This window comes from Bacillus sp. FSL E2-8900, assembly GCF_037966225.1.
Classification (GTDB): domain Bacteria; phylum Bacillota; class Bacilli; order Bacillales; family Bacillaceae_G; genus Bacillus_A; species Bacillus_A cereus.
Window position 1 is genome coordinate 4788782 of record NZ_CP150193.1, and the last position, 25808, is coordinate 4814589.

Genomic DNA, 25808 nt, shown 5'->3' on the forward strand with positions numbered 1-25808 from the left:
TCATTTCTACGTGCAACACTTATAATACTGAAATAAAAGTATTCACTATCGAAGAAAAAGAGGAAATGTCACATTCCGAAGTCCAGTACGATTAACCTTCTCATATGATTCAACATTCTATATACAATTGTCATATATTCTATTCGCTTCCATTAACCGTAAAAAGAAAAAAAGATTGAATTCTAATCTTTTTGTGATACCATATGTTATGAGCCTGTAAATAAACATCATAATTTTCAGATAAATATATTTTCAAAAAAAAATTACGTTAGACTATAAAGGGTGGGGTATTAATGGACTCACAAGTGATTTATGCCATTTTGGCATCTTTCATCACTGTACTCGTCGTTACTCCTTTAGTTATTAAATTAGCTTTTAAAATAGGAGCGACAGATAAGCCAAACGCACGTAAAGTGCACCAAAAGATTATGCCACGTCTTGGCGGGTTAGCAATATTTATTGGTGTAGCTGTAGGATTTGTTGTCGGCGGCTTATATGAGCAAAGAATGTTATCGATAACGCTAGGTGCGATTATCATTGTAATCATCGGAATTTTAGATGATATGTACGAGTTATCTGCGAGAGTAAAATTCGGTGGACAACTGTTAGTTGCCATTATGATTGTAAAAAGTGGATTATTAGTGCAAGTATTATATATCCCATTCCTTGGGGATACTGAACTTGGATGGCTTGCTTATCCAATTACAGTATTTTGGCTTGTAGGTATTACAAATGCAATCAACTTAATTGACGGCTTAGATGGATTATCTGCTGGGATTTCATCTATCGTACTTGCAACGCTAGCATATATGGCCTTCACTAGCCCATGGGGTACTGGAACAGCTATTATCTTGCCACTCGCATTAATTATATTAGCAAGTACAATTGGATTTTTATTCTACAACTTCCATCCAGCAAAAATTTTCATGGGAGATACAGGAGCACTATTTTTAGGATACTGTATTTCTGTTATATCGTTACTTGGATTATACAAAAGTGTAACGTTATTCAGTTTTATCGTTCCAATTATCATTTTAGGTGTACCTATATTTGATACGATCTTTGCAATCATCCGTCGTATCGTAAATAAAAAACCTATTTCAGCACCAGATAAATCGCATTTACATCACCGCTTACTTGCAATGGGATTCTCTCATCGCAAAACGGTACTAATTATATACGCATTCGGTATTTTCTTTAGTGTAAATGCCATTATTTTCACTAGTGCAACGTTATGGCTATCCATTATTCTTCTTTTCGCTTTGATTTTCTTCACAGAAATCATTGCTGAAATAATCGGGCTTGTACATGAACGCTACAAACCAATCATTTCCTTTTATAAAAAAGTGAAAAAACGCGAAGACTAATTGTAGTATAGCCTTTTCAATTATGAAATATTCAAATAGCATCCTCTTTCTTATAAGAGGATGCTATTTTTTATTCTCATTTTATATTTCCAAAATATAGATTGTTTGAGAGTTCCTCTATTGGAGAAAGATATACATAATAAGAAAAGTATCAAGTTTTCTTTTTTACATCTTGATTGTCAAACTGAGGGTGAATGTTATGATCAAGCGAGTATTTCAATGTATTATTTTATTTTTAACGATTACTATGTACGTATCATCTAATACTGAAGCAACAACTATTATTCCTGCTGAATATCATCCAAATACTGGAACAACTTCTCCTACACAAAAAATTGCGTACTTAACATTTGATGACGGACCAAACAAATATACTACACAAATTTTAAACATCTTAAAAGAAAAGAACGGAAAAGCAACTTTCTTTGTTATTGGTGGAAAAGTACCACATTATAAAAAGACAATGCAACGATTAATTAAAGACGGACATTATATCGGACTTCACAGTATGTCACATGATGTAAAACGCCTTTACACTGGTGACCCTTCCACTTTAATTGCAGAAATGGAGCAAACACAAAGCATTGTCCAGCAAGTTACGAAATTAAATACACATCTCGTTCGCGTTCCATATGGTAGTATGCCTTACTTAAAAAAGAATTACCGTGACGCACTTGTATCGGCCCAGTATAAAATGTGGGATTGGACGATCGATACATACGACTGGAAAAGCTATGACAACCCTTCTGCCATACTCGAAAGAGTACGTAATCAAAGTGATGAACAAGTCGAAGTCATTTTAATGCATGATTCGAGTGTAACCGTACAAATACTGCCAAAAGTAATTGATTATTTACAGTCACAAGGATACAAACTTCTTCCCTATAATCCTTCTTCTCATCTCAAGGTAAATTTTTGGAAAGACACAAGATTGTAACAGCTTTAGTGCCTATGTGCTAAAGCTGTTTTATTTTTCTCTTCCCACCCTTCCCATTTTTGTGTAAAATTTTAAATAGTGATGAAGTTTCGAGGTGAATAGAAATGAAACGAATAGATCTCATTTTTAACGCAATACAAAAAGGCAATTATACAGAAGGTGTAACCGCATCAGAACTCGCTACATTTCTGCAACTAGATCGTGCCAATGTAAGTAGCGATTTAAACAAACTTGTAAAAGATAAACGTTTATTAAAAACAAATACGCGACCTGTTCGTTTTTACATAGAAACGAACACTTCGTTGGAAACGCATTCAAAAGGCATAACTTCATTAGATACATTTGCAATTGAAAATACGAGCCTTAAAATTGCAATTGAAAAAGCGAAAGCTTCTATTCTCTATCCTCCAAACGGTATGCATACTTTACTACTGGGAGAAACAGGGGTCGGAAAGTCTATGTTTGCTTCTTTAATGCACGAATATGCAATTGAAGTTGAACAGCTTCCCAAAGATGCACCATTTATCGTCTTTAACTGTGCTGATTATGCAAATAATCCCCAGTTACTACTCGGGCAATTATTTGGGATTAAAAAAGGAGCTTATACAGGAGCAAGTGATCAAAAAGGGTTAATTGAAAAAGCACATGAAGGAATTCTTTTCTTAGATGAAGTACATCGCCTGCCTCCAGAGGGACAAGAAATGCTTTTCACCTTTATTGACCGCGGAGTATACCGCCGCCTTGGAGAAACAGAGAACGAACGTAAAGCACAAGTATTAATCATTACTGCAACAACAGAAGAACCAAATTCATTTTTATTAAAAACATTTACAAGACGTATACCGATGACTGTTACGCTGCCACCACTTCGTGAGCGTACACATAAAGAGCGCTTTGCTTTACTACAGCTATTTTTCACAAATGAAGCAATTCGTCTGCGAAAAGACATTCACGTTAGCCCAAATGCAATGCGTGCTTTCGTCTTTTACAATTGTCCCAATAACATCGGTCAATTAAAAACAGATGTTCAAATTGCATGTGCGAAAGCCTATTCTGATTTGGTCACAAAGAAACGTGATTCTGTCTATGTTTCAAGTACAGATTTACCTTGGTATATGAAAGAAGGGTTGTTCATTGAAAGAAAGAGCCGTCACTTATACCAAATACCAAATGAAACATTTGTATTTACAGGTGAGGAAGGTTGGAGTAATCATAAAACAGAAGATGAAAAACGCTCTTCTATTTACGATTATATTGATTATAAATACGAAGAACTTCAAGCACGTGGTATTGAAGAGGAAGAATTAGAATTACTAATAGAAAATGATGTTCAAAGCTTTTTCGTACAATATTTTAACCAAATATCCAAAAAAACAAGCCATGAAAATGTTTTTAAAATTGTGGATCGTAATATCGTTTCCGTATGTGAAAAAATAGCGGAACTTGCTGAAAAGCATTTATCTAAGACGTTTGATGAAAAAGTATTTCTTGCTTTAAGTTTACATGTACAGACAACTCTACAACGTTTACAAAGCGGAAAACAAATACATCACCCACAATTAAATCAAATTCGTACGAAATATAAAGAAGCTTTTTCCGTAGCTATGCAATGCATTCAACTACTGGAGGAAGAATTACAAATAACAATGCCTATTGATGAAGCTGGCTTTTTAACAATGTTCTTCGTTGTTGATCCAATTCCTGCCTCACAAACAGAAGTAAAAGTATTAATATTAGCACACGGTAATGGTATCGCAACTGAAATGGCAAACGTTGCAAACGAACTTCTCGGCATTGAGGAAGTAACCGGTATTGATATGCCGTTACACGAATCACCGAAAGATTTCTTGGAACGTGTGAAAGTGTATATGAAAACACTACAAAATGTAAATGGGCTTCTCTTACTTGTCGATATGGGGTCACTTGCTTATATCGGTGACATATTAGAAACGGAGTTCAAAATCCCTGTACGTGTTCTCTCGATGACGAGCACACCACATGCACTAGAAGCAGCTCGAAAAGCTCAGCTCGGTTATTCATTAGATGCGCTGTATGAAACAGTAAAAAATTTAACACCGTTTTACTTAAACGTACAAGAAGAAAAGAAAAAACCTCTCTCTCCAATGAAATCTGTTATTTTAACAGCTTGTTTAACTGGTGAAGGAAGTGCTTTAGCTATTCAAAAAATGTTAGAGAACTATTTACGATTTGATAAAGACTTAATTGAAATTATTCCGATTAGTATCGTCCATGAAAAAGATTTAACGAAAATGATCGAGAACATAAAAAAAGAGCGTAATATCATTTGTATCGTCACGAATTTCGATGTGCAAGTGCCGTGCTTAACATATCATTTCCAAGACATCGTAAACTACACAGCGATTCAGCCCATTCAAGAATTAATTACGTATGAAGAAACATATGCAAAAATGGCGGATATTCTTGAACAACAAATGCAGCGTAACGATGGGGCATTACTGATTAAAACAATTCGTTACGCATTAAATACAATTCAAGAATTAATTTCCTTACAGCTAACTCCTGATAGCTTAATGGGGGTTATTCTGCATATGAGCTGTATGGTTGACCGTCTTCAAAAAGGAGAAAGCCTTCTTCCTCACCCTGATAAAGAGAAAAGAAGACAAGATGAATACTGGATGTATATGAAAGTAAAAAAAGCATTGCAACCGATTGAAAATACATTTGAAATACAAATACCTGATGACGAAGTATTTTACGTTATGGACTTCTTTATTAAAAATCAGCCTGTTAAAAATTAATTGAGGCCGTTTTTAAAAATATCGACCGTAACGTGAGTTATATCGGCGATTTTCAAAACATATCGATTTACCGACAATAATCGCTAAAACTAGCACCTTATATAATGAGAAAAGGCTGTTCCAACATATGGACAGCCTTTTCCTCTACTTCTTTACTTTTCTAACTCGCCCTCTTATTTCTCCTCTTTTTTGTGATTTCGTATGGACATTAACATATACATTTGCTTGAATAATTTCTTGAAGTAAATGTACAAATGATTTCCCTTGTAAAGGTCCCTCAAAATCCTCTACATTCACTACACCAGTAATACTTCCCTCGTTCAAACTAATCCCTTGCTCCAGTGGACCATACAAATATAAAACAACAGGACCAATTTGAGTAGACTTCCCTAAATGAATTTGACACGATGTAACCTTTTCTATATTTTTTAGTATTACTCTGTAATGCAATTTCGTTAAATCATCACTAAAAATAAACTCTGCTACCCCAAAAGCTTCTGTATTTACAGGAGGCACTTCCCTCTTACCTGTTAACCTGGCAAAGAAATGTGTTGTCATAAGGCATTCTCCTTATATAAATTTCCCAGCACTACTTCTACTACTTTATGGTTTAGACATAATCATTTATGACTTTTTCAATTTTAATTACAAAGAAAAGATTCACAAAATCTTTACATTAAAATCATTCCTGTAGATTGAAAGTCTCTTGTATAATGCACATAGAAAAACATTATAGGAGGTTATTTTGAAAAAAAACAAACACATCTTTCACACATTATTAGAGATTTTTCTCGTCTCATTTAAATTAGGACTTACTTCATTCGGCGGTCCTGTCGCTCATCTCGGCTATTTTCACCACGAATACGTGCAAAAAAGAAAATGGATGGATGAACGAAGCTATGGAGATTTAGTAGCGCTATGTCAATTCCTTCCTGGTCCTGCCAGCAGTCAAGTCGGTATGGGGGTTGGATTATTAAGAGGCGGACTATTAGGAGCTATTATTTCATGGATTGGATTCACTTTACCGTCTGTACTTGTTTTGGTTTTCTTCGCCTCATTCCTTAATCAGTTCGATCTTGGAAGTGCTGGCTGGATTCATGGACTAAAACTTGTAGCAGTAGCTATTGTCGCTCATGCCATATGGGGAATGGCGCGAAAGTTAACTCCAGATCGCAACCGTGCGACGATTGCGATTGTAACTGCCGCAATTGCCTTATTATGGCCAAGTAGTTGGACACAAGTCATCCTTATTATAATATGTGGCTTTATCGGTTGGTTTTTATATCGCAACCAACCAATTAGCCAATCTCAAAATATAAAAGTACCTATTTCAAAAAAGATAGCAGTTTCTTGTCTCGTCTTATTCTTTGGACTATTACTACTGCTACCGATATTAAGACCGTTTTCTTATTACATCGCTTTATTTGATAGTTTCTATCGCTCTGGCGCACTTGTATTTGGAGGAGGACACGTCGTGCTGCCCCTTCTTGAAGGTGAGTTCGTACAAAACGGAATGATGACGAAAGAACAGTTCCTAGCTGGATACGGATTAACACAAGCAGTACCAGGACCACTATTTACATTCGCCTCGTATATAGGAGCAGTGTTAAACGGGACGCTTGGGGCAATACTCGCAACAATTGCGATTTTCCTCCCTGCTTTCTTACTCGTTATTGGTGTTTTACCATTTTGGAACAGTGTGAGAAAAATATCATTCATACAAGGCGCACTACTTGGTGTTAACGCCGCAGTTGTTGGTATTTTAATTGCCGCTTTTTATGATCCTATTTGGACGAGTACAGTTATAAATGCTTCAGATTTCGTTTTCGCTTCGCTTCTTTTTTGCTTACTAGCTTTTTGGAAAACACCACCTTGGGTTATCGTTATACTGGGAGCCTTTGGCGGATATATTCTGTCCATTTTATAAATAGAAAAAACGACGGCATGATGTAGCCGTCGTTTTTTCTATTAAAACTTCACAAGCTCTATGCCTTCTGGCAACTCACTCTCTGTTAAAATACGCAATTCCTTCACACGATCCATTACGTAAGAAGAACGCTTCACAAGCTCTGGATCAATATAAGCTGGATGAACCATAATTTCTACCGTTTGTTCACCTTGTACTCTTTCTTTTAACTTCACAAAGTAATCTTCCGTCACACCATCCGCATAAAAGTCACTGTAAAACACATCAGAAAATGGATGCACCGCTCTATCTTCCTCACAACGACGAATCGGAACATTATATTTAGCCGCTAATCTCTCAAGAACATCATGTAAAATCGGTAAACCATGCACATGATGATGACTATCTAAATGAGTTGGTGTTAATCCGTAAGATAAAAACTTCTCAATTTGAGCAGTCCATTCTCTCTCAACTTCTTCTGGATTTATATTCCCTTCCCTTACAACACTTTGTTTATGAAACGATCCGTTTTCCCCTACGAGTGACGGTACATCCTTTAACAGTGGTTCTCCTGCCGTTAATACGAGATGTACGCCTACTCCGAGTAGGTTATACTCTTTCGCTAAGCGTACCGCATGCTCTGTTCCTGGCATATTCATCATCATCGTCGTTGAATTTACAAGTCCATTTATATGCCCATCAATAATGCCGTAATTTGTACCTTCTGTAAGACCGAAATCATCTGCATTTACAATTAACTTAATCATCATAATACCTCCTAATAGAATAAAAAAAGCGGGCTAAATAGCGCCGCTTTTACTTCTCTACCTTTTTAAAGAACTGTGGAAGATACTCTTTATGTGCTTCCAACATTTCATCTAAAATTTGTTTTGCAACTTTATCTGATGGTACAAGTGGATTGATTGTCATAGCAAGCAGCGCCTTATGATAATCCCCTGTAACAGCAGCTTCAATTGTTGTGCGCTCGAATGATTTAATTTGTTGTACTAAACCGCGAACTGGTACTGGAAGGTCTCCAACTGCAATTGGTTTTGGGCCTTCTTTCGTAATAATACAGTTCACTTCAACAGCTGAATCATGTGGTAAGCTTGCAATTGTTCCGTTGTTTCGTGTATTAACAGGCTGGATATCACCTTTATTATTGTAAATAGACGTAATTAAGCTACATGCTGCATCACTATAATAAGCTCCGCCACGTTTTTCTAATTGTGGTGGTTTAATATCTAAGTTCGGGTCTTTATATAACTCAAATAAATCATTTTCTAATTGTTTTACTACTTCTGCACGTGTACCTTTTTCAACAGAAGCTTCTTTCTCTTCTTCTAACATTTCACGTGTTTTGTAGTAATAACGATGGTATGGACATGGAATCGCACGAAGTCCGCGAATAAAGTCTGGCTCCCAGTTAAGCGCTGCGATATTTTCCATCGTAATTTGTTTTTCTGGATCTGTCACAAGCTCTAACACACGGTCCATTACACTTACGCCATCTAAGTATACATCTAGTCCGTATACCATATGATTTAAACCTGCGAAATCAACGTGAACACGACTTGCATCTACTTCAAGTAATCTTGCAAGACCCATACGAATTCCGATTGGAACGTTACATAGACCAACTACTCTTTGAATATTTGTATAACGAAGGACAGCCTCTGTTACCATACCAGCTGGATTTGCAAAGTTAATTAACCATGCATTTGGACAGAGCTCCTCCATATCCTTACAAATATCTAAAATAACAGGAATCGTTCTCAATGCTTTGAATAAACCACCAGGACCATTCGTTTCCTGACCGATTACATCATACTTTAACGGAATTGCTTCATCTTTTGCACGTGCTTCTAATAAACCAACGCGAAGTTGTGTTGTTACGAAGTCAGCATCTTTTAATGCCTCACGGCGATCAAGTGTTAAATGTACCTCGATTGGTAAGCCTGATTTTTTCACCATACGTTTCGCTAAGTTACCAACGATTTCTAACTTTTCTTTTCCTGCCTCAATATCTACTAACCAAATTTCACGAACAGGAAGCTCATCATAACGCTTAATAAATCCTTCAATTAACTCTGGTGTATAACTAGATCCACCGCCGATTGTAGCAATTTTAATTCCAGTCATGCTTTATTCCCCTTTCGCTTCAAGCTTTTTATAAAGATCGATAAACTCTGCTGCTAATTCTTTCACTGTAATCGCATTCATTAAATGATCTTGTGCGTGAATTAAAAGAACACTAACCTCTGTTTTTTCTCCTCTTGCTTCTGATTGTATGAGCTCTGTTTGGAAATGATGCGCTTCATTAATCGCTTCTTTTGCCTTTACCATCGCTTCATCTGCTTCTGCCATTTTCCCCTGTTTGGCAAATTGAAGTGCCTCCATCGCAAAGCTTCGTGCGTTACCACTATTTAAAATCAATTGGAATGGAATTTGTTCTGCTGTAGTCATCATAATTACCGCCCTCTCTATAAGGTTCAACCGATTTAAATACCCCTTCAGTTTGAACATGTCTATTAAAGTATGAATTTATTAATGATAGTTTAGTGTTCATATAGATGTTTTTCATCTTTTTGAACATGATATAAAGGTAATTGTTCTCACAGATTATGTTGTCTGTGAGAACAATTACTATGTTACATAGGTACAGAATTATTATTTCCTTGTGCTGCTGCTTTTTCAGTACGAACAACAGAACGGTCGCATAATACAACGAATGGATAGTAGATTACCATCGCAATTACAAAGTTGAATAACTGTAGAATTGCACCTGAAAGATGTCCACCTGTTACAAGATAACCACTAATAATTGGTGGTGTTGCCCATGGAATCATTGCAACTGTTTTTGGTACCCAACCAATAGATATAGCTGTATAAGAAGTAATTACTAATACAATTGGTGTTATGATAAACGGCAAGAATAAAACTGGATTTAAAATAATTGGTGTACCAAAGATTACTGGTTCGTTAATGTTAAATGCACCAGGACCAATTGATAAACGAGATACACCGCGTAATTGTGCACTTTTTGCTACAAGTAATACAACTACTAAGAACGCTAATGTTGCACCAGAACCACCAAGATATACGAAAGTATCAAAGAATGGTTTTGTAACAATATTTGGAACATCAAATGCAGATGTGCCACCTTGGAATAACTTCATATTTTTCTCTAATGCTGGTAAGTATAACGGCTCAATAATACCACCAACGATATTTGGACCATGTAAACCGAAGAACCAAAGAAGATGAACAAGGAGTACAATGACAATTGCACTTGGTAATGTCCCTGCTAAACTTTGCAGTGGTGATTGAATCGTATTAAAGATAAATTCATGAACACTTGTACCAGCTAACTTCACTGCTAATTGAATACCTGCAACTACTGTTAAGATAACAAATGCTGGAACTATAGCTGCGAAAGATCTTAAAACTGCTGGTGGTACTCCATCAGGCATTTTAAAAGTAATGTTTCTTTGTACGAAGAAACGGAATACTTCAGTAACAAGGAGTGCTACAATAATTGCTACGAATAACCCTTGTGCACCTGTCCAAGCTAAGTTCAATCCGCCTTCTTTCGGTGTTGTTGGCGTAAGAATAATTAACGCACCAAATGAAATAATACCTGCTGACAAACCATCAACGCCGTAAGATTTTGCTAAGTTATAACTTGTTGTAAATGCTATGATTAGTGCTAGAATCGCGAAAGAACCAGTCCACATTCCACCGCCAACTTGTTTCCACGTTTCACCAAACAAACCTTTCATGAAATCTTGGAAAGCCTCAGATGGAAAACCATTAATTAGTGATGCCAGTGCACCAACTAAAATAAGTGGCATAACTGCGATAAATCCGTCACGGATCGCAGCTAAATGACGTTGCGACCCGATTTTACCAGCGACAGGAACAATATATTTCTCCATGAATGCAATAAACTTTTGCATTTCGCTTCCCCCCTAATTATTTTTTAAGTGTTAATGCGTGATCTAAAACTGCTTCTCCATTCATCATGCCGTAGTGCATTGGATTGATAACGTCGATTCCAACGTTTCTCTCATCAGCAAGCGTTTTCATTGAAGAAAGCATGTAACGAACTTGTGGTCCTAGTAATAATACATCTGCTTGATCGATATTCGTTTTTACTGCATCCCCAGATACAGCCCAAATCTTGCCTTCTAAACCGCGAGCTTTTGCAGCCGCTTCCATTTTTGTAACTAGTAAACTTGTAGACATCCCTGCTGAGCAACATAATAAAATATTCATTTGAAAATCCCCCTTGTGTAGTATAAAAAATTTATGTTTTATTTATTTTTCTTTACGCTATTTATTAATGCAATTAGCGTGCCAACTTTTTAAAAGCACTAAAATCAGCACTTTTTCGACTATTTTCTTTGTGTGTTAACGCTTTCAATTAGTGTGTCGTCCAAAAAACACACAGTGTGTTATAAAACAACACGCTTTTAACACATAACTGTATGAAAATAGATTAGTGTTTAGTTGTCTAGTTGTGTTTAATATGAAAAAACACTAAAAAAACTTTTTTATCGTAGGAATCTAGTAAAAAACAACATTTTCTTGGGCTCAGTCTTCTATCTATTCTATTGTCCAAGCAAACTCTACTAGATTACATAAAATAAAATAGAATAAAATAACACAATTCGAAAGGGGATTCCTATGCCAAAACATAGAAAAAAAAGCAAAATAAAGATTTATAGAATAACAAGCTATAAAAAAGACAAGCGTTCTGAATTAGACTCTGACAAATTTGAACTAGAACAGCAGGACAAGCATGATATACAAGACAAACAGGATGAGCAGAATAAGCAAGATAAGCAAGTACAATCGGAAAATGTAACTATAGTACCTACAGATTCACACAGCTTAGATGTGTGGGATGAAATTTCTCTAAAGGAAATACAAGCTGGTGAACATACGAGCCTATTTGAAGAAAAGAGTAATTATCAAAATATTAATTTAGTCCAAGTAAACGATGTTCGCTTATACTTGGACAAGCAACTACAATTCAGTTCCGTTGATGAGCAAATTTATCATGAAGCACTTGTACATCCGATTATGGCAAAAGTAATTGATCCAAAACGTGTTCTCATATTAGGTGGTGGCGATGGCCTTGCCTTACGAGAAGTTTTGAAATATGAAACTGTGCTACATGTAGACCTTGTTGATTTAGACGAGGCAATGATTAATATGGCACGTAATGTTCCAGAAATAGTATCTTTAAACAAAAATGCTTTTTTTGATAATCGTGTGAACGTGCACGTATGCGATGCAAAAGAATTTCTAAATTCACCTTCATCTTTATACGATGTAATCATTATTGATTTTCCAGACCCAGCGACAGAATTATTAAGTACTTTATATACAAGCGAACTATTTGCTCGTATAGCTACATTCTTAACAGAAGATGGTGCTTTCGTCTGTCAATCTAATTCACCTGCTGATGCACCTCTAGTATATTGGAGTATCGGTAATACAATTGAACACGCTGGATTAACTGTGAAGAGTTATCATACAATCGTTCCTTCTTTCGGAACTGACTGGGGATTTCATCTTGCTACTAATTCTGCACATGTACTCGATCAAATTGAACAATTATATGTAGTACCAACTCCTCGAACATTGCCTGCTCTTCTTTTTCCTTTATTTCAATTTAAAGAAGAACATTTAGAACAACGTAACCTCGCTCTTTTAAATTCAGAATCAAATCTTATCTTACATCAATGCTACAAACAGGAAATGAAGTTTTGACAATATTATAATAAGGAGTGCTACCCTATGGAATATTCTACTTTTGGCAAGCATATAATAGTAGATTTGTGGGGAGTGGACTTTTCCCTATTAGATGATATGCAATTTTTAGAATATCATCTAGTTACAGCTGCAGATTACTCTGGTGCCCATGTTTTAAACGTAAGTAAAAAAGAGTTCCAGCCATATGGTGTTACTGTATTAGTGTTATTATCAGAAAGCCATCTTTCCATTCACACTTACCCGGAACAAAATTTTGCAGCTATTGACTGTTATACTTGCGGTACAACCGTTGAACCACAAATATCGATTGATTATATCGTAAATATATTAAAACCGGAGCGGATGCATATAAAAAGATTAATTCGTGGTATAGGAGAAATTGTTACTGCCGATTAATTATAACTCTTACTCATCCGAAAAAAGGAGGATTGTAAAATACCATCAGTGGGATGAACATTTCGCTGATGGTACAGGCACATACATAAAATGAAATTTTAATTAGTGGGTGTTTTACTGCCCGTTAATTCAAGATAAAAAAACCTTGCATAAGCAAGGTTCATTCATCCACCGACATCTTCCTATATAACTCTACAAACTCACTCGCTAATTCTTTCACCGTAATTGCATTCATTAAATGATCTTGCGCGTGTACCATTAAAAGAGTAACTTCGGTCTTTTCGCCACCAGCTTCTTTCTGGATAAGCTCCGTTTGTACACGGTGCGCCTCTTTTAATTCCTCTAGTGCTTCTTGTAATTTAGCTTCAGCTTCTGTAAACTCCCCACGCTTCGCACAATCAATTGCTTCCATTGAACAACTTCTCGCGTTTCCCCCCATGCAAGATTAAATGAAAAGCTTTCGTCTCTATCGTATCCATTTTAGTTCTTTACTCCCCCTTTTCTTCCGCCAGTTTTTGTTTATCCCATATTTTTAAGAACGGTAAATAAATGAAGAATGCTAGCGCAAAGTTAACAAGTTGCAAAATAACACCTGAAATTTTCCCGCCCGATCCTAAATATCCACTAAAAAGAATAGGTGTCGTCCAAGGTACAGCGGCCCCACTCGGACGTGCGACCCATCCCCATTCCATTGCAAAGTAAGAAACAATTGTTAACACAACTGGAACTAATATGAATGGAATTAGTAAAAGTGGGTTCATTACAATCGGCATACCAAAAGTTACCATCTCATTAATATTAAATATACCAGGTGCAATTGACAATCTCCCTAAACTTTTTAATTGTTGACTTCGTGCAAATAGTAACATTCCGACAACTAGAGCAAGCGTTGCACCAGAACCGCCCATATAAATCCATAAGTCAAAAAACTGTGCCGTAATCGTATTTGGTACATCTTGCCCAGCTTGAAAAGCGACTCGGTTTTGATCCATTAACGACAACCAAACGGGGCTCATTACACCACCAACAATAGTAGCACCATGAATTCCACACGACCAAAGAACATGAACGAGAATAACTGCTATTATTGCGCCCCAAAGACTAGCACCAAGTACACTAAGTGGTTCCTGTAAAATTTGTCCTACAATATTATGGATACTGCCAAAAGAAGTATTTTCTATAATTAAGCGTAAAATCCAAATAACTGTTACAACAATAAATCCTGGAACAAGTGCCGCAAATGAACGCGTGACAGCTGGTGGAACTGTCTCTGGCATCTTTATAATTATCTTTTTTTGTACAATAAATCGATACAGTTCAGTAGATATAAGTGCAATAATCATTGCTACAAATAACCCTTGGCTTCCCATTAATGCAGCTGGGATAGCGCCTTCTACAAGTACACTTTCTTTTGTACTTGGTATAATATATGCAACTTGAAATGGCGTCGCAAGTAAAAACGTCACAAGCGACAATGCCCCGGATGCTAAAGCATCCACTTTATAATACTCTCCAAGCCTGTAAGCGATTCCAAAAACAGCTATTAAAGCCATTATATTAAAAGTTGCACTAACTGGATACCCTAAAGCTCTCTGCCAATTCTCACCAAACAAACCTGCCATAAACTCGTTATATCCGGGTATCGGCAGTGCACTAATAATGAGGAAAAACGATCCAATAATTAAGAAAGGCATCGTTAAAATAATTCCATCTCGAATTGCTTGTAAATGCCTCTGCTCTGCAACCTTCCCTGCTACCGGCATCACATACTTCTCTAAAAACCGTATCATCTATCCCACTCTCCTCATGGTTTCATTGACAAAGCTGCTTGCAAGATAGCTTCTCCATTACAAAGTCCGTAATGAACAGATTGAATGACATCAACAGGTATCCCTTTATCCTTACATAATTCTTTCATTTTCGGTAATAAATAACGTACTTGCGGTCCAAGTAAAAGGACATCAGCTTTATCAATATGACTATTCACTTCAGAACCTGATACTGCCCAGATTGTTACTTCTATCCCTCTTGTCTCTGCTGCTTTCTCCATCTTTGTAACAATCAAACTGGAAGACATTCCCGCTGCACAGCAAAGTAAAATATTCATCCCGCTTCCCTCCCCTTTTTTCTCTACCTAAATTATGGTGCACTCCTTGCCACCACTAGGTTACAAATATATATGTCTAGATTTCCTGCTGTATGCCGAGCTTAAAAACAAAAATTTCTTGGTTTTCGCGCTATTCCATTTATCCGTATTCTCCTAGTAAAGAGAACTCTAACTCGCTATAATGATTCAGTATGACTTTTTTTAATTGATAGGAGGATATATTTATGAAGGCATATCGCTTTCCACTTATTTTATTATCTTCTATCCTAATTGGTGGTTTCATTGGTTATTTCATGGGTGCCGATGCAGTTGCTTTAAAGCCGCTTGGTGACATTTTCTTAAACTTAATGTTTACGATTGTTGTACCTCTAGTGTTCTTTAGCATCGCATCGTCTATTGCTAATATGGATGGATTAAAACGTTTCGGTAAAATTATGTCTAGTATGGCTGGGACTTTCTTATTTACAAGTATTTTAGCTGCTATTTTTATGATTATTGTTGTGAAAATATTCCCGCCAGCACAAGGTGTTGTACTAGAACTAACACAACCTGACAAAGCCGGCAAAGCTGTTAGTGTTGCAGATCAAATCGTCGGTATTTTAACAGTATCTGACTTCTCGAAGTTACTATCTCGTGAAAATATGTTAGCTCTTATTTTCTTCTCTATCTTAATGGGGATTGCAACTTCAGCAGTTGGCGAAAAAGGAAAGCCATTCGCTACATTCCTACAGGCTGGTGCAGAGATTTCAATGAAGGTTGTATCTTTCATTATGTACTACGCCCCAATCGGACTTGCTGCTTACTTTGCAGCATTAGTTGGCGAATTCGGACCACAACTTCTTGGAACTTACTTCCGAGCAGCAATGGTATACTATCCTGCTTCTCTCATTTATTTCTTTGTATTCTTCACATTCTATGCATACCTTGCAGGTCGCAAACAAGGTGTACAAGTATTTTGGAAGAACATGGTCTCTCCTACAGTTACATCACTTGCAACTTGTAGTAGTGCCGCAAGTATTCCAGCGAACTTAGAAGCAACGAAGAAAATGGGTATTTCTTCAGACGTTCGTGAAACAGTTGTCCTTCTTGGTTCTACACTTCATAAAGACGGCTCTGTTTTAGGTGGCGTATTAAAAATTGCTTTCTTATTCGGTATTTTCAACATGGAATTCGAAGGACCGAAAACATTAGCAATCGCACTTGTTGTTTCTCTATTAGTAGGAACAGTAATGGGTGCTATTCCCGGCGGCGGTATGATCGGTGAAATGTTAATTGTATCTCTATACGGTTTCCCGCCAGAAGCACTGCCAATTATCGCAGCAATTAGTACAATCATTGATCCACCTGCAACGATGTTAAACGTAACAGCAGATAACGCTTGTGCGGTAATGACAGCTCGCCTTGTAGAAGGTAAGAATTGGATCAAAAACAAATTTGCTTAATAGAAAGAGGATGCTCGTTTAGAGCATCCTCTTTCTTTCGTTATTTGTTGATAAGTTGATAGCTCCTCTCGCCACAAATTTGTTACAATCTTCACAAATATTCCACATCCATTATCCATTCTCCGTACTATAATCATGTATGGAAAAGGAGATGAACACGATGACACAAAGCGCACCTGAATTTAAAGTTTTGCAAAGCATTGCATTTCTCGCTGTCGTTTTGCAAAGTTCGTTATTATATACAATGAAGCAAGGAAATGTCTTACTTGAGCAATCCCTCATTATGGGCATGCTATTTAATATTGCAAAATTCTCAGCACCAGCATTCATATTTATCGTTGGATTTCACTTAATTCGTCACTATACGAAGCAATTAGTATATAAAGAATATATTTCTGAAAAAGCGACACACTTACTCATTCCTTATTTCTTTTGGTCTATTCTTTACTTATTAACAACAAATGATCTTATTACGTTACAAGGCGGAATAAAAAGTTTATTACTCGGAACAGCCGCGCCCCATCTTTGGTACGTTATTATGATGTTCCAAATTCACTTATTGTTCCCTTTACTATGCACACTTTTTTATTGGTTTCAAAAACGAACAGAAAATAAAAAAGACATATATAAATATATGACCTTTTTCGCTTGCCTATATTTTCTATTAATGTGGTTCTCTTCTCACTATATTTTTAATGGAGAAAAATTAACAAGTTCAACAATTTTACATTATACAGATCGATCATTTCTATTCTACTCATTCTATTTCGTTATGGGCGGCATCGCCGCTGTAGCACTAAAAACTTGGCGGCTATTCGTCATGAAACATATCCCGCTTATAACAATATTATTTTTCATCTTATTTTTATTCATCAATTATGAGTTGTTTAGTTTTTACGGAGCAAACTCTATTCATTTAACTGTTTCTACCTATTTAAAACCATCTATGTTTTTATATATCGTATGCGAAATTATCATACTGTATGTGTTATCTATTATGATAGTACAGCGTCGTGGTTTCTTATATAAAACGTTACGTTTCATTGGAAATTACACGTATGGTGCTTATTTAGCTCATTTATTCTTCTTGCAACTATGTACAAAACTTCTTTCCTTATTCACGCTGCAAGAAAATACTATATTATATACCCTATTACTATTTGTGTTAACGGCCATTATCTCTATTTCAACAATGGTCATTTGTAGCACAATACCATTTCATATTTGGATTACAGGGCCTTCTCCTACAACAAAGGTGAAATGGACGAAGGTTGTATTCCGAAAAAATCATAAAAAACTATTCAAGCCATATATTTGATATAATAATACGCATATAAAAAGAAAGCGAGAGACACCTATGATTAATCAAGTTGGACAAATTATGCTATATGTAAATAACCAAGACGAAACAGTACAATTTTGGACAGAAAAAGTAGGGTTCCAAATCATTGCGGAAGAAAATAACGGAAACGGATTCCGCTGGATTGAAATTGCACCGGCGAAAGAAGCAGGAACAAGCATCGTCCTTCACGATAAAGCGTTAATCGCGAAGATGCAACCTGAACTAAACCTAAATACACCTTCACTTATGTTCTTCTCAAATGACTTAGACCGTCTATATAAAGATCTTTCTGAGAAAAATGTCACAGTTGGACAGGTTGTAGATTTACCTACTGGTAGAGCATTCAACTTTGCTGATAATGAAAATAATTACTTTGCAGTAATGGAACGTAAATAAAAAATAAGCTATCCGAAAAAATCGGATAGCTTATTTCATCTTAAGAAACTTGTTCTACATTCGTTTCTCTATGCTGTATATGACTCGTAATCCAAGCAATTCCACCGGCAACAACGAGATAACATAACAATATTAAAATTTGCATTTGTAATTGCGACCAATCTCCTAAAGAAATAACATCTTGTAATCCTCTAAGAGAATGAGACATTGGGAGAAATTGTCCAATTTTACTAAGAACAGCTATATTTAATTCTCCTGGGAAAGTACCTCCGCTCGTCGCTAATTGCAGGACAAGAAGGGTTACCGCTAAGAACTTTCCAACAAGACCAAATACTGTTACTAGCATAAGAATAAATGTCATGAACGTAAAGGAAATAACAATACTTGATAAAACAAAAAGTGGCACACTTGCGACTTCTAATTTCATAACACCTAGCACAACTACATCTACGAGTAGCGCTTGAATAAGTCCAATTAAATATACCAATCCTAGTTTATTAATAAAATGTACCGTTCCGCTTACCTTCATATTTTGTCTGCGACCAAGCGGTAAAATATTCGATGCCATAATTCCGCCAACATAAAATGCAAGCGATAAGAAATATGGTGCAATACCTGAACCGTAATTAGGCACGTCAGAAACTGTTGACTTCACTAACTGAACTGGCTCTGAGAACATCGTATTGCGTGCATCATCATTACGAATATCCGCTATCTTCTCTGCGCCCTCTCCTAATTTCCTAGAAAGTTCTTTCGCACCATCATCAAGTTTAACAAGTCCGTTCGTTAACTGATCAGCACCATGATTCAGCTCTGTTCCGCCACTCGCAAGTTGATTTACACCTTCTTGTAATGATGTAAATCCAGCTCCCCATTTCGTAAATCCACTAGCTAAATTTGTAGCACCATCTGCTATTTTTTTCGTTCCAGCAGTAGCTTCATTTAACTTAACTCCGAATGTATTCATACCTTCTTCAACCTTATGCTGACCATTTGCAAGCTTCTGCGCACCTTGTGTTAATTGTTGTTGGCTATTATTTAAAATACTTGTTGCTTTAGCTAGTCCATCAGACGTAGCAACAATTTTTTGAAAAGCGGGATCTTGCTGCACTTCTGGATGATTTTTCACGTACTCTTCTAATTGTTGTTTTATACTATTAGCTGCACCATCCGCTTTTACTTGGCCTTCAGCAAGCTTCTCACTTCCGCTCACCCATTCATTTGTACCAGCACTTAATTCACTAACCCCTGATTGTAACGTTTTTTCACCTTGTGCTAATAACTCCATACCGCTATGAAGTGAAGTTGCTCCTTGACTTAGCTCATTCGCTCCGTCAGTTAAGGCTGATTTGCTAGAAGCAAGTTTTTCACTTCCCTCTTTCACTTTTGATGTCCCGTCACTTAAACGATGAATACCATCTGCAAGCTGATCTGCCCCATTTCTTGCATCTGTCGTTCCTTCATGTAACTTCCCAGCACCATTACTTGCATCACTCAACCCTTGTGCTAAGTCTTGAAACTTTGAAAACACACCTTCTGTATAAGATTTCGTAATACTATTTGAAATTTTTGTTTTCATATTTTCAACAGCTGTCGTTCCAATTTGCGCTGCTACAAAGTTTTTACCCGGATTTACTTTGTACTGCAATTGTGCTGGTTCTGGTTTCTCATCCATAAGTGTACTTACCTTTTTAGAGAAATCAGCTGGAATCGTAACAACCATATAGTACTTATCTTCTTTTAGCCCTTCATCAGCATTTTTTTCTGATACAAAATGAAAAGCCAGTTCTTTATTCTCCTTTAAATTTTTTACAAAATCGTCTCCTGCATGAATTGTTTTCTCATCCATCGCAGCACCTTTATCTAAATTCACAACCGCAACAGGTAATTTATCTAATTTTCCGTACGGATCCCAATATCCAGCTAAAAAGAATCCTGAATAAATTAACGGAACGATTAATAAAAAAATTAAAGCGATACGTCCATGTTTATGGTGCCACATCGCTTTCCAATCTTTAAATACAAGTTGAATTCCCTTCATGAAACATACTCCTTCTCCGAATTTAACACCATTAGAATGGTTTAACAGATTTACTATACACGTCACTTTCCATACTGTATAATACATCTTTAATTATTAATTCATTCCTTTTGGTCTATAGAAAGGAGACTCGAAATGGAACTGCTCCAGTTAAAATACTTTCAGACAGTCGCACGACTAGAACATATGACAAAGGCAGCTGAAGAATTGCATATCGCACAACCTTCACTCAGCAAAACAATAGCTAGACTCGAAAAGGATTTAGGCGTTCCTTTATTTGATCGCCAAGGTCGACAGATTACTTTAAATTCTTTCGGAAAAGTATTTTTAAAACGAATAGAGCGTATTTTTCATGAATTAAGCGAAGGGGAACGAGAAATTAAAGATTTAGCCGAATTACAACAAAGCTCTATTACACTAGCCGTTTCTATTCCGAGAATATTACCAGAACTACTTGGCTCTTTTTTACTAGAACATCCTAACGTTCGGTTCCAACAATTTCTTGCATCCACTCCTTCTATGAAACGACAACTAGATAATATAGAAATTGACTTTTGTATCTCCTCTGTGCCAATTGAAGGGGAAGAAATTGTTTGGGAACCACTTATTACAGAAGAAATTTTCTTAGTCGTCCCTTCAGGCCATCGTTTATCAGGCCGAGAAAATATCCACCTGCATGAAGTAAAGGACGAACCGTTTATTAGTATGAACACTGGCTATGGATTTCGGCACTTAACGGATGAATTTTGTAAAGAAGCTGGTTTCACTCCACATATTGCTTTTGAAGTCGATGAACCGACCGTGATTAGCGACCTCATTAAGCAAGGTCTCGGCATCGCTTTTGTTCCAAGTTTAACTTTATTAAAAAACTCTACTTTAGCATCGAGCAAGTTGCGTATTATTGAACCCACTTGTCAGCGAACCATCGGATTAAGTTGGTCAAAAAAACGCTACTTATCAAAAACAGCTCAGCAATTCCGTGAATTCGTGATTGACTACTTCTCTAATATTAGGACGTAAAATTATATGAACAAATAAAAGGTGCCACCCTCATATGGTGGCACCTTTTATTGTTCACTCTTTTTTAATTCCATTTCAGCTAAAAGTGGTAGTACGTTATCAAAAATATGCGTATTATTATTTTCACCTGTTACATATCCACCGTAATATCTACTAAATACGTTGTCATTTCGGAATGTGGCCATATGATCATACAATTCCTTCGCAAACTTTGTATCACCTGTTTGTAGTACGTACAAAATCGTTAGTCCATACGCGGCCGGCGATTCATAATTCACAGTTTGTTTTCCCGTTTCTAAATTGTAACGACCGTATAGCTTTCCATCCTCCTGGAACTTCTTTTTTATAAATTCCAAATAAGCAGCTGATGAAAGACCACCTAAACTTCGATGATATGCAACGTATGATTGGTCAATAAGATTCACTTCTTTATCGTACGTAAATGTACCATCTTCTTTATACTCTTTTGGGAATGCCCAGCCATGCCTTGGATAATCTGCTAAAAATTGAACGACTTCCTGATATTGCTGAGCAGAAACTTTGCCGTACTTCTTCATATAGGAGAATGCACGCGGATTTATGTATGATGTTGTTACAAAATTATTTTGTTTCCCTGCATCTGCATCATAATAATCAACATAATAATTATCTTTTTTATTATAACGAAGTACAGCATCACTTAATTGATCGGCAAGGTTTTTATAACGCTCTTCCTTATACATTTCATAAGCACGATATAATTGTTCTATAATACGAAGATCATCTATAAGTGCATTTGTAGCTGACTGCCTCTCTCCCTTTTCAGAGAGTTTCCATAAAACAATATGATTCTTATATATGAAATTATCTTGAATAACCTTTACTTGCTCATCAAATAACGCCTGATCATCTTTATCAAGTGTATACTGTAACCATAATCCCGCCGATTCTGATAAAGCTTCACGTCCCTTAGCTTCACCCGTACCTGCCTTAGTATCTACTAAACGATACGTGGCAAGTGTTCCATTGTCATTCACCATATGTCTTAAAATAAAATTTTCTGTACGGTTTCCTTGTAAAGCTGACCAAAATACAATTCCACCTAAAGCGATTAAGAAGATAACTCCAATCCCTATATATAAACGTTTACGCAATCTTTTCACCTCCCTAGTAAGGCTAACCTTAATTTTATCAGAACATACATAAATTTAAAAAAGACAATCTATTAGATTGTCTCCCCCCATTTCTATCCCTCGCAAACCTCTTTAGAAGGTTTATATAGCGATTGTACAAGTCGATCATATTCACGACGTGTAATTTCTTTATTATATAGCTTCAATAATAAATCTCTATGCTCTTTTGAAAATGCCATCTTTTTAATGACTTCAGGATACATAAAACACCCTCTCCATTTCACATAAACTTCTTCATTCCAAAAACAGAACTTATGTTCGCATAAAAGATTATAAAAGATTCCTGAGCAAAAAACAAACAAAACATGACCAACTATTTATTTCTTTCTATTCAAAATATTACAACATTATATTATCATATTCACTTTTTAAATACATATATATTTTTGGTAGTTTTTTTGAATAAATCTTCCAATTCAATCAGAAAATAATGGCAAAAAAGAAGAGGAGTTTACATATGGATACGGTAACATTAGCAAGAGCATTTTTCGGTTCTTCATTAGCATTCCACATTATCTTTGCAACACTTGGGGTCGGACTTTCATTGATGATTTTTATAAGCGAAATACTTTATCACTGGAAGAAAGACTCCGACTATGCCATTATGGCGAAAAGATGGACAAAGGCGTTTGCTATTCTTCTCGGTGTAGCAATTCCAACTGGAACAATCGTTGGTGTGCAAATCTCACTTCTTTGGCCTGGTTTCGCCAAAATTGTTGGGCAAGTTATTTCTGTTCCCTTCCAAATTGAGATTTTCGCCTTCTTTTTGGAGGCTTTATTCATGTCGATTTACGTATATGCAGCCGATAAACTTCCTCCATTTATGAGATTAATCTCGCTATTTTTCGTCATGCTTGGTGCCACGGCATCCGCCGTGCTTATTACATCAGCAAATACATGGATGAATACACCAGCAGGCTTTTCAATGAATCCAGATGGATCTGTTTTTAACGTTGATCCTTGGAAAGCTTTCTTTAATCCGAGTTTTGGTACAAGTGCATTCCATGTCGTTATTACGGCTTATGCAACTGGTGCGGCTGTCATTGCTTCTATCGCTGGATTTAAATTATTGAAGAAAAATTTAAGTACACGTGAAATTGCTTATCATAAAAAAGGGCTGCTATTAGGGCTTGTCGTTACATTTATTACAGGCGCTACGATGTGGCTTTCAGGACATGAATCAGCGATCGCCTTACATAAACACTCACCTGAAAAACTTGCATCTGCTGAAGCTTTATTTGAAACGACATCACACGCACCGCTATCCATTGGCGGAGTTGTGGATCCCAATACACTTGAACTAAACTATGCACTTGAAATTCCCAACATGCTTAGCTTATTAGTGGGACTAGACCCTAGCACTGTCGTAAAAGGTCTAAAGGAATTTCCCCAAGAAACATGGCCACCATTTTATACACATACACTATTCAACTTAATGGTCGGCACCGCTGCGTTTACCTTTGCAGTTGCAGCAATTGCGCTCTTATATTGGTACTTCGTTTACCGAAAAAAGGGAACAGAACTACCGAAGTGGCTACTTTGGGGGGCTGCCGCATGCGGACCAATTATGATGCTCGGTATTGAATTCGGATGGATTTTCAGTTGTAGCGGTCGTCAACCATGGACAATTTATGGTATGCAACGTACCGTCGATGCATCTACACGCGCCGATTTCGTCGGTCCTTTATTTGTTTTGTTCATCATTTTATATATTGGACTCGCTATTTTAACAGTCATTGTTCTACGGACATTCTTTAGAAGACATCCATTAAAGAATGATTTACAACACCAAGGAGGCGATTCTCATGCATGAGGAAAGTATTGCAATCATCATCTTATGGGCCCTTATTTTCGTATACAGTATACTAGGGTCCATCGATTTTGGAGCTGGTTTTTGGGGCATGGTATACGCAAAACATCCGACGCTCGCTGCTAAACTTGCGAATCGGTACTTATCACCAACTTGGGAGGTAACAAATACGTTTCTCGTCTTCGTCGTTGTCGCATTTCTCGGCTTCTTTCCGAAAGCGGCCTTTACTCTTGCGACAGTAATGTTCGTACCAGTTATGTTAATTTTAGTGCTCGTTGCAGTACGTAGTACGTTTATGGTATTTGCTTACTCCTTGCCAAAATATCAGTACCTTCTTCGGGTTATTTCAGGTATTACTGGTCTCTTAATTCCAGCACTATTAATTACCGTTTTACCCGTTACAGAGGGAGCCTATATTACAATGTCTGAAGGAAAAGAAGTACTCCTGTATGGAAAACTTCTTTCTAGCCCGGTTATCTACTGTTATATGCTTTTCGGACTAACGTCTGAACTATTTCTCTCCTCTCTCTTTCTTGCTGATTTTGCGAGAGAACAAAGTTCAGAAGATACGTATAGAATTTATAGAAGAAATGCTATCATTCTTGGTCCTGCAACGCTCGTTACAGCAATCATCGCCCTCGTTGTAATGGACCCAGAAACACATTGGCTTATGCAAGGATTAATAAAGCAATTCCCGTGGTTTACAGTTTCTATTGTTTTATTCGTTATCGGATACTCGTCCCTTTGGTGGACAAACAAAAAATACAATACACTAGGATACCCTCGCATTGCCGTTTTAGCTGTCGTCGCTCAATATGCATTTGCAAGCTACGCTTACGGCGTCGCGCATTTACCGTATATTATTTATCCTGACGTAACTGTATTTACAAGCTTCACAACGACAGAAACGTTCTATGCACTGCTCATTCTATACGCAATTGGGATTGCAATTTTATTACCAGGATTTATTTTCTTCTGGAATTTATTCTTGAAGGATCGTACTTTTTTGAAGGAAAAATAATATAGTCTTGGAGTCTGTCCCAAAAGGCATTTTGGAATAGACTCCTTTTGTCATGTTTTGTCGATAAGTCGATATATTTTAAAAATCGCTGATATATTTTGAGTTGCGCCTATATATCTCCATAATCGCTGATATATTTTAAGTTGCGCCGATATATTTCAATAATCGCTGATATATTTTAAGTTGCGCCGATATATTTCAATAATCGCTGATATATTTTAAGTTGCGCCAATATATCTCCATAATCGCCCATATAAATTTCATTTACTATTTTACTGCCCCAATAA

General features: G+C 36.6%; 23 protein-coding genes and 1 pseudogene. 12 read left to right on the top strand and 12 right to left on the bottom strand.

Annotation, left to right across the window (positions count from 1 at the left end):
- Positions 1–293 precede the first annotated feature (293 nt).
- The 3 genes from NST90_RS24645 (at position 294) to NST90_RS24655 (ending at position 5084) form a co-directional block, all read left to right on the top strand.
- Positions 294–1367 carry an MraY family glycosyltransferase gene (locus NST90_RS24645; RefSeq protein ID WP_000378319.1) on the top strand — a complete coding sequence of 358 codons (1074 nt, stop codon included), beginning with the start codon at positions 294–296 and terminating at the stop codon, positions 1365–1367.
- Between the two features lie 199 nt (positions 1368–1566).
- Positions 1567–2304 carry a polysaccharide deacetylase family protein gene (locus NST90_RS24650; RefSeq protein ID WP_000597148.1) on the top strand — a complete coding sequence of 246 codons (738 nt, stop codon included), beginning with the start codon at positions 1567–1569 and terminating at the stop codon, positions 2302–2304.
- Between the two features lie 104 nt (positions 2305–2408).
- Entirely contained in the window at positions 2409–5084 is a 2676-nt protein-coding gene (locus tag NST90_RS24655; protein WP_000820971.1) for a sigma-54-dependent transcriptional regulator, read from the top strand.
- 144 nt (positions 5085–5228) lie between these two features.
- On the opposite strand, the gene exsM is transcribed toward NST90_RS24655, so the two are convergent.
- On the bottom strand, positions 5229–5642 hold the full coding sequence (gene exsM / locus NST90_RS24660; protein WP_000207046.1) for an exosporium regulatory protein ExsM: 414 nt from the start codon (positions 5640–5642) through the stop codon (positions 5229–5231).
- A 187-nt stretch (positions 5643–5829) separates the two neighbouring features.
- Here exsM and NST90_RS24665 point away from each other — a divergent pair, with 187 nt between their 5' ends.
- The gene (locus tag NST90_RS24665) at positions 5830–7011 is read left to right on the top strand and encodes a chromate transporter (RefSeq protein WP_025710210.1); all 1182 of its coding nucleotides are present in this window, start codon (positions 5830–5832) and stop codon (positions 7009–7011) included.
- Between the two features lie 41 nt (positions 7012–7052).
- Here the strand turns inward: NST90_RS24665 and chbG are convergent, their stop codons facing one another.
- The 5 genes from chbG to NST90_RS24690 all read right to left on the bottom strand — a co-directional run bounded on the left by chbG (position 7053) and on the right by NST90_RS24690 (position 11268).
- Positions 7053–7757 carry a chitin disaccharide deacetylase gene (gene chbG / locus NST90_RS24670; protein ID WP_000593496.1) on the bottom strand — a complete coding sequence of 235 codons (705 nt, stop codon included), beginning with the start codon at positions 7755–7757 and terminating at the stop codon, positions 7053–7055.
- 49 nt (positions 7758–7806) lie between these two features.
- A complete protein-coding gene (celF, locus tag NST90_RS24675) occupies positions 7807–9132 on the bottom strand; it encodes a 6-phospho-beta-glucosidase (RefSeq protein WP_000145762.1) in 1326 nt (441 codons plus the stop codon).
- Positions 9133–9135: 3 nt separating this feature from the next.
- Positions 9136–9459, bottom strand: coding sequence for a PTS lactose/cellobiose transporter subunit IIA (locus NST90_RS24680; RefSeq protein WP_000989055.1), 324 nt, complete (start codon positions 9457–9459; stop codon positions 9136–9138).
- A gap of 182 nt (positions 9460–9641) precedes the next feature.
- On the bottom strand, positions 9642–10949 hold the full coding sequence (celB, locus tag NST90_RS24685) for a PTS cellobiose transporter subunit IIC (RefSeq protein WP_001168822.1): 1308 nt from the start codon (positions 10947–10949) through the stop codon (positions 9642–9644).
- A 16-nt stretch (positions 10950–10965) separates the two neighbouring features.
- Positions 10966–11268: a PTS sugar transporter subunit IIB gene (locus NST90_RS24690; protein ID WP_001023569.1), complete on the bottom strand. Its 303-nt coding sequence runs from the start codon at positions 11266–11268 to the stop codon at positions 10966–10968.
- Positions 11269–11679: 411 nt separating this feature from the next.
- On the opposite strand from NST90_RS24690, the gene NST90_RS24695 reads away from it, so the two are divergent.
- Both NST90_RS24695 and speD read left to right on the top strand, forming a co-directional pair.
- Entirely contained in the window at positions 11680–12771 is a 1092-nt protein-coding gene (locus NST90_RS24695; RefSeq protein ID WP_044306535.1) for a polyamine aminopropyltransferase, read from the top strand.
- Positions 12772–12798: 27 nt separating this feature from the next.
- Positions 12799–13170 carry an adenosylmethionine decarboxylase gene (gene speD, locus NST90_RS24700; RefSeq protein ID WP_000456823.1) on the top strand — a complete coding sequence of 124 codons (372 nt, stop codon included), beginning with the start codon at positions 12799–12801 and terminating at the stop codon, positions 13168–13170.
- A 160-nt stretch (positions 13171–13330) separates the two neighbouring features.
- Here the strand turns inward: speD and NST90_RS24705 are convergent.
- The 3 genes and pseudogenes from NST90_RS24705 to NST90_RS24715 all read right to left on the bottom strand — a co-directional run bounded on the left by NST90_RS24705 (position 13331) and on the right by NST90_RS24715 (position 15277).
- Positions 13331–13649: pseudogene (locus tag NST90_RS24705) on the bottom strand (PTS lactose/cellobiose transporter subunit IIA).
- A 9-nt stretch (positions 13650–13658) separates the two neighbouring features.
- Complete coding sequence (celB, locus tag NST90_RS24710) at positions 13659–14960, bottom strand: PTS cellobiose transporter subunit IIC (RefSeq protein WP_000617789.1); 1302 nt, start codon at positions 14958–14960, stop codon at positions 13659–13661.
- A 14-nt stretch (positions 14961–14974) separates the two neighbouring features.
- Positions 14975–15277 carry a PTS sugar transporter subunit IIB gene (locus NST90_RS24715; RefSeq protein WP_001023557.1) on the bottom strand — a complete coding sequence of 101 codons (303 nt, stop codon included), beginning with the start codon at positions 15275–15277 and terminating at the stop codon, positions 14975–14977.
- A gap of 224 nt (positions 15278–15501) precedes the next feature.
- Between NST90_RS24715 and NST90_RS24720 the strand changes: the two genes are divergently transcribed.
- The 3 genes from NST90_RS24720 to NST90_RS24730 all read left to right on the top strand — a co-directional run bounded on the left by NST90_RS24720 (position 15502) and on the right by NST90_RS24730 (position 18457).
- Positions 15502–16719 carry a dicarboxylate/amino acid:cation symporter gene (locus tag NST90_RS24720; RefSeq protein ID WP_000649362.1) on the top strand — a complete coding sequence of 406 codons (1218 nt, stop codon included), beginning with the start codon at positions 15502–15504 and terminating at the stop codon, positions 16717–16719.
- A 160-nt stretch (positions 16720–16879) separates the two neighbouring features.
- Positions 16880–18037 (top strand): acyltransferase, encoded by a 1158-nt coding sequence (locus tag NST90_RS24725; RefSeq protein WP_283748278.1) that lies wholly within the window; start codon positions 16880–16882, stop codon positions 18035–18037.
- 39 nt (positions 18038–18076) lie between these two features.
- Entirely contained in the window at positions 18077–18457 is a 381-nt protein-coding gene (locus NST90_RS24730) for a VOC family protein (RefSeq protein ID WP_000610162.1), read from the top strand.
- A gap of 40 nt (positions 18458–18497) precedes the next feature.
- On the opposite strand, the gene NST90_RS24735 is transcribed toward NST90_RS24730, so the two are convergent.
- Positions 18498–20498, bottom strand: coding sequence for a YhgE/Pip domain-containing protein (locus NST90_RS24735; RefSeq protein WP_000676364.1), 2001 nt, complete (start codon positions 20496–20498; stop codon positions 18498–18500).
- 135 nt (positions 20499–20633) lie between these two features.
- Between NST90_RS24735 and NST90_RS24740 the strand changes: the two genes are divergently transcribed.
- A complete protein-coding gene (locus NST90_RS24740; protein WP_231009298.1) occupies positions 20634–21518 on the top strand; it encodes a LysR family transcriptional regulator in 885 nt (294 codons plus the stop codon).
- 47 nt (positions 21519–21565) lie between these two features.
- Here NST90_RS24740 and NST90_RS24745 read toward each other — a convergent pair whose 3' ends face one another.
- On the bottom strand, positions 21566–22651 hold the full coding sequence (locus NST90_RS24745; RefSeq protein ID WP_001231662.1) for a hypothetical protein: 1086 nt from the start codon (positions 22649–22651) through the stop codon (positions 21566–21568).
- 92 nt (positions 22652–22743) lie between these two features.
- Complete coding sequence (locus NST90_RS24750; protein ID WP_000283179.1) at positions 22744–22893, bottom strand: hypothetical protein; 150 nt, start codon at positions 22891–22893, stop codon at positions 22744–22746.
- A gap of 254 nt (positions 22894–23147) precedes the next feature.
- On the opposite strand from NST90_RS24750, the gene cydA reads away from it, so the two are divergent.
- Together cydA and NST90_RS24760 are read left to right on the top strand one after the other, a co-directional pair.
- Positions 23148–24503, top strand: a complete 1356-nt coding sequence (gene cydA / locus NST90_RS24755) for a cytochrome ubiquinol oxidase subunit I (RefSeq protein WP_000381978.1) — start codon at positions 23148–23150, stop codon at positions 24501–24503.
- Positions 24496–25521 carry a cytochrome d ubiquinol oxidase subunit II gene (locus NST90_RS24760; protein WP_000544187.1) on the top strand — a complete coding sequence of 342 codons (1026 nt, stop codon included), beginning with the start codon at positions 24496–24498 and terminating at the stop codon, positions 25519–25521. The genes cydA and NST90_RS24760 overlap by 8 nt, the downstream gene beginning before the upstream one ends.
- Positions 25522–25808: the final 287 nt, after the last annotated feature.

What these genes read in the sequence shown, in the direction of transcription:
- NST90_RS24645 (WP_000378319.1), top strand. Translation starts at nt 294, where the DNA reads ATGGACTCACAAGTGATTTATGCCATTTTGGCATCTTTCATCACTGTA.
- NST90_RS24650 (WP_000597148.1), top strand. Translation starts at nt 1,567, where the DNA reads ATGATCAAGCGAGTATTTCAATGTATTATTTTATTTTTAACGATTACT.
- NST90_RS24655 (WP_000820971.1), top strand. Translation starts at nt 2,409, where the DNA reads ATGAAACGAATAGATCTCATTTTTAACGCAATACAAAAAGGCAATTAT.
- exsM (WP_000207046.1), bottom strand. Translation starts at nt 5,642, where the DNA reads ATGACAACACATTTCTTTGCCAGGTTAACAGGTAAGAGGGAAGTGCCT.
- chbG (WP_000593496.1), bottom strand. Translation starts at nt 7,757, where the DNA reads ATGATTAAGTTAATTGTAAATGCAGATGATTTCGGTCTTACAGAAGGT.
- celF (WP_000145762.1), bottom strand. Translation starts at nt 9,132, where the DNA reads ATGACTGGAATTAAAATTGCTACAATCGGCGGTGGATCTAGTTATACA.
- NST90_RS24680 (WP_000989055.1), bottom strand. Translation starts at nt 9,459, where the DNA reads ATGATGACTACAGCAGAACAAATTCCATTCCAATTGATTTTAAATAGT.
- celB (WP_001168822.1), bottom strand. Translation starts at nt 10,949, where the DNA reads ATGCAAAAGTTTATTGCATTCATGGAGAAATATATTGTTCCTGTCGCT.
- NST90_RS24690 (WP_001023569.1), bottom strand. Translation starts at nt 11,268, where the DNA reads ATGAATATTTTATTATGTTGCTCAGCAGGGATGTCTACAAGTTTACTA.
- NST90_RS24695 (WP_044306535.1), top strand. Translation starts at nt 11,680, where the DNA reads ATGCCAAAACATAGAAAAAAAAGCAAAATAAAGATTTATAGAATAACA.
- speD (WP_000456823.1), top strand. Translation starts at nt 12,799, where the DNA reads ATGGAATATTCTACTTTTGGCAAGCATATAATAGTAGATTTGTGGGGA.
- celB (WP_000617789.1), bottom strand. Translation starts at nt 14,960, where the DNA reads ATGATACGGTTTTTAGAGAAGTATGTGATGCCGGTAGCAGGGAAGGTT.
- NST90_RS24715 (WP_001023557.1), bottom strand. Translation starts at nt 15,277, where the DNA reads ATGAATATTTTACTTTGCTGTGCAGCGGGAATGTCTTCCAGTTTGATT.
- NST90_RS24720 (WP_000649362.1), top strand. Translation starts at nt 15,502, where the DNA reads ATGAAGGCATATCGCTTTCCACTTATTTTATTATCTTCTATCCTAATT.
- NST90_RS24725 (WP_283748278.1), top strand. Translation starts at nt 16,880, where the DNA reads ATGACACAAAGCGCACCTGAATTTAAAGTTTTGCAAAGCATTGCATTT.
- NST90_RS24730 (WP_000610162.1), top strand. Translation starts at nt 18,077, where the DNA reads ATGATTAATCAAGTTGGACAAATTATGCTATATGTAAATAACCAAGAC.
- NST90_RS24735 (WP_000676364.1), bottom strand. Translation starts at nt 20,498, where the DNA reads ATGAAGGGAATTCAACTTGTATTTAAAGATTGGAAAGCGATGTGGCAC.
- NST90_RS24740 (WP_231009298.1), top strand. Translation starts at nt 20,634, where the DNA reads ATGGAACTGCTCCAGTTAAAATACTTTCAGACAGTCGCACGACTAGAA.
- NST90_RS24750 (WP_000283179.1), bottom strand. Translation starts at nt 22,893, where the DNA reads ATGTATCCTGAAGTCATTAAAAAGATGGCATTTTCAAAAGAGCATAGA.
- cydA (WP_000381978.1), top strand. Translation starts at nt 23,148, where the DNA reads ATGGATACGGTAACATTAGCAAGAGCATTTTTCGGTTCTTCATTAGCA.
- NST90_RS24760 (WP_000544187.1), top strand. Translation starts at nt 24,496, where the DNA reads ATGCATGAGGAAAGTATTGCAATCATCATCTTATGGGCCCTTATTTTC.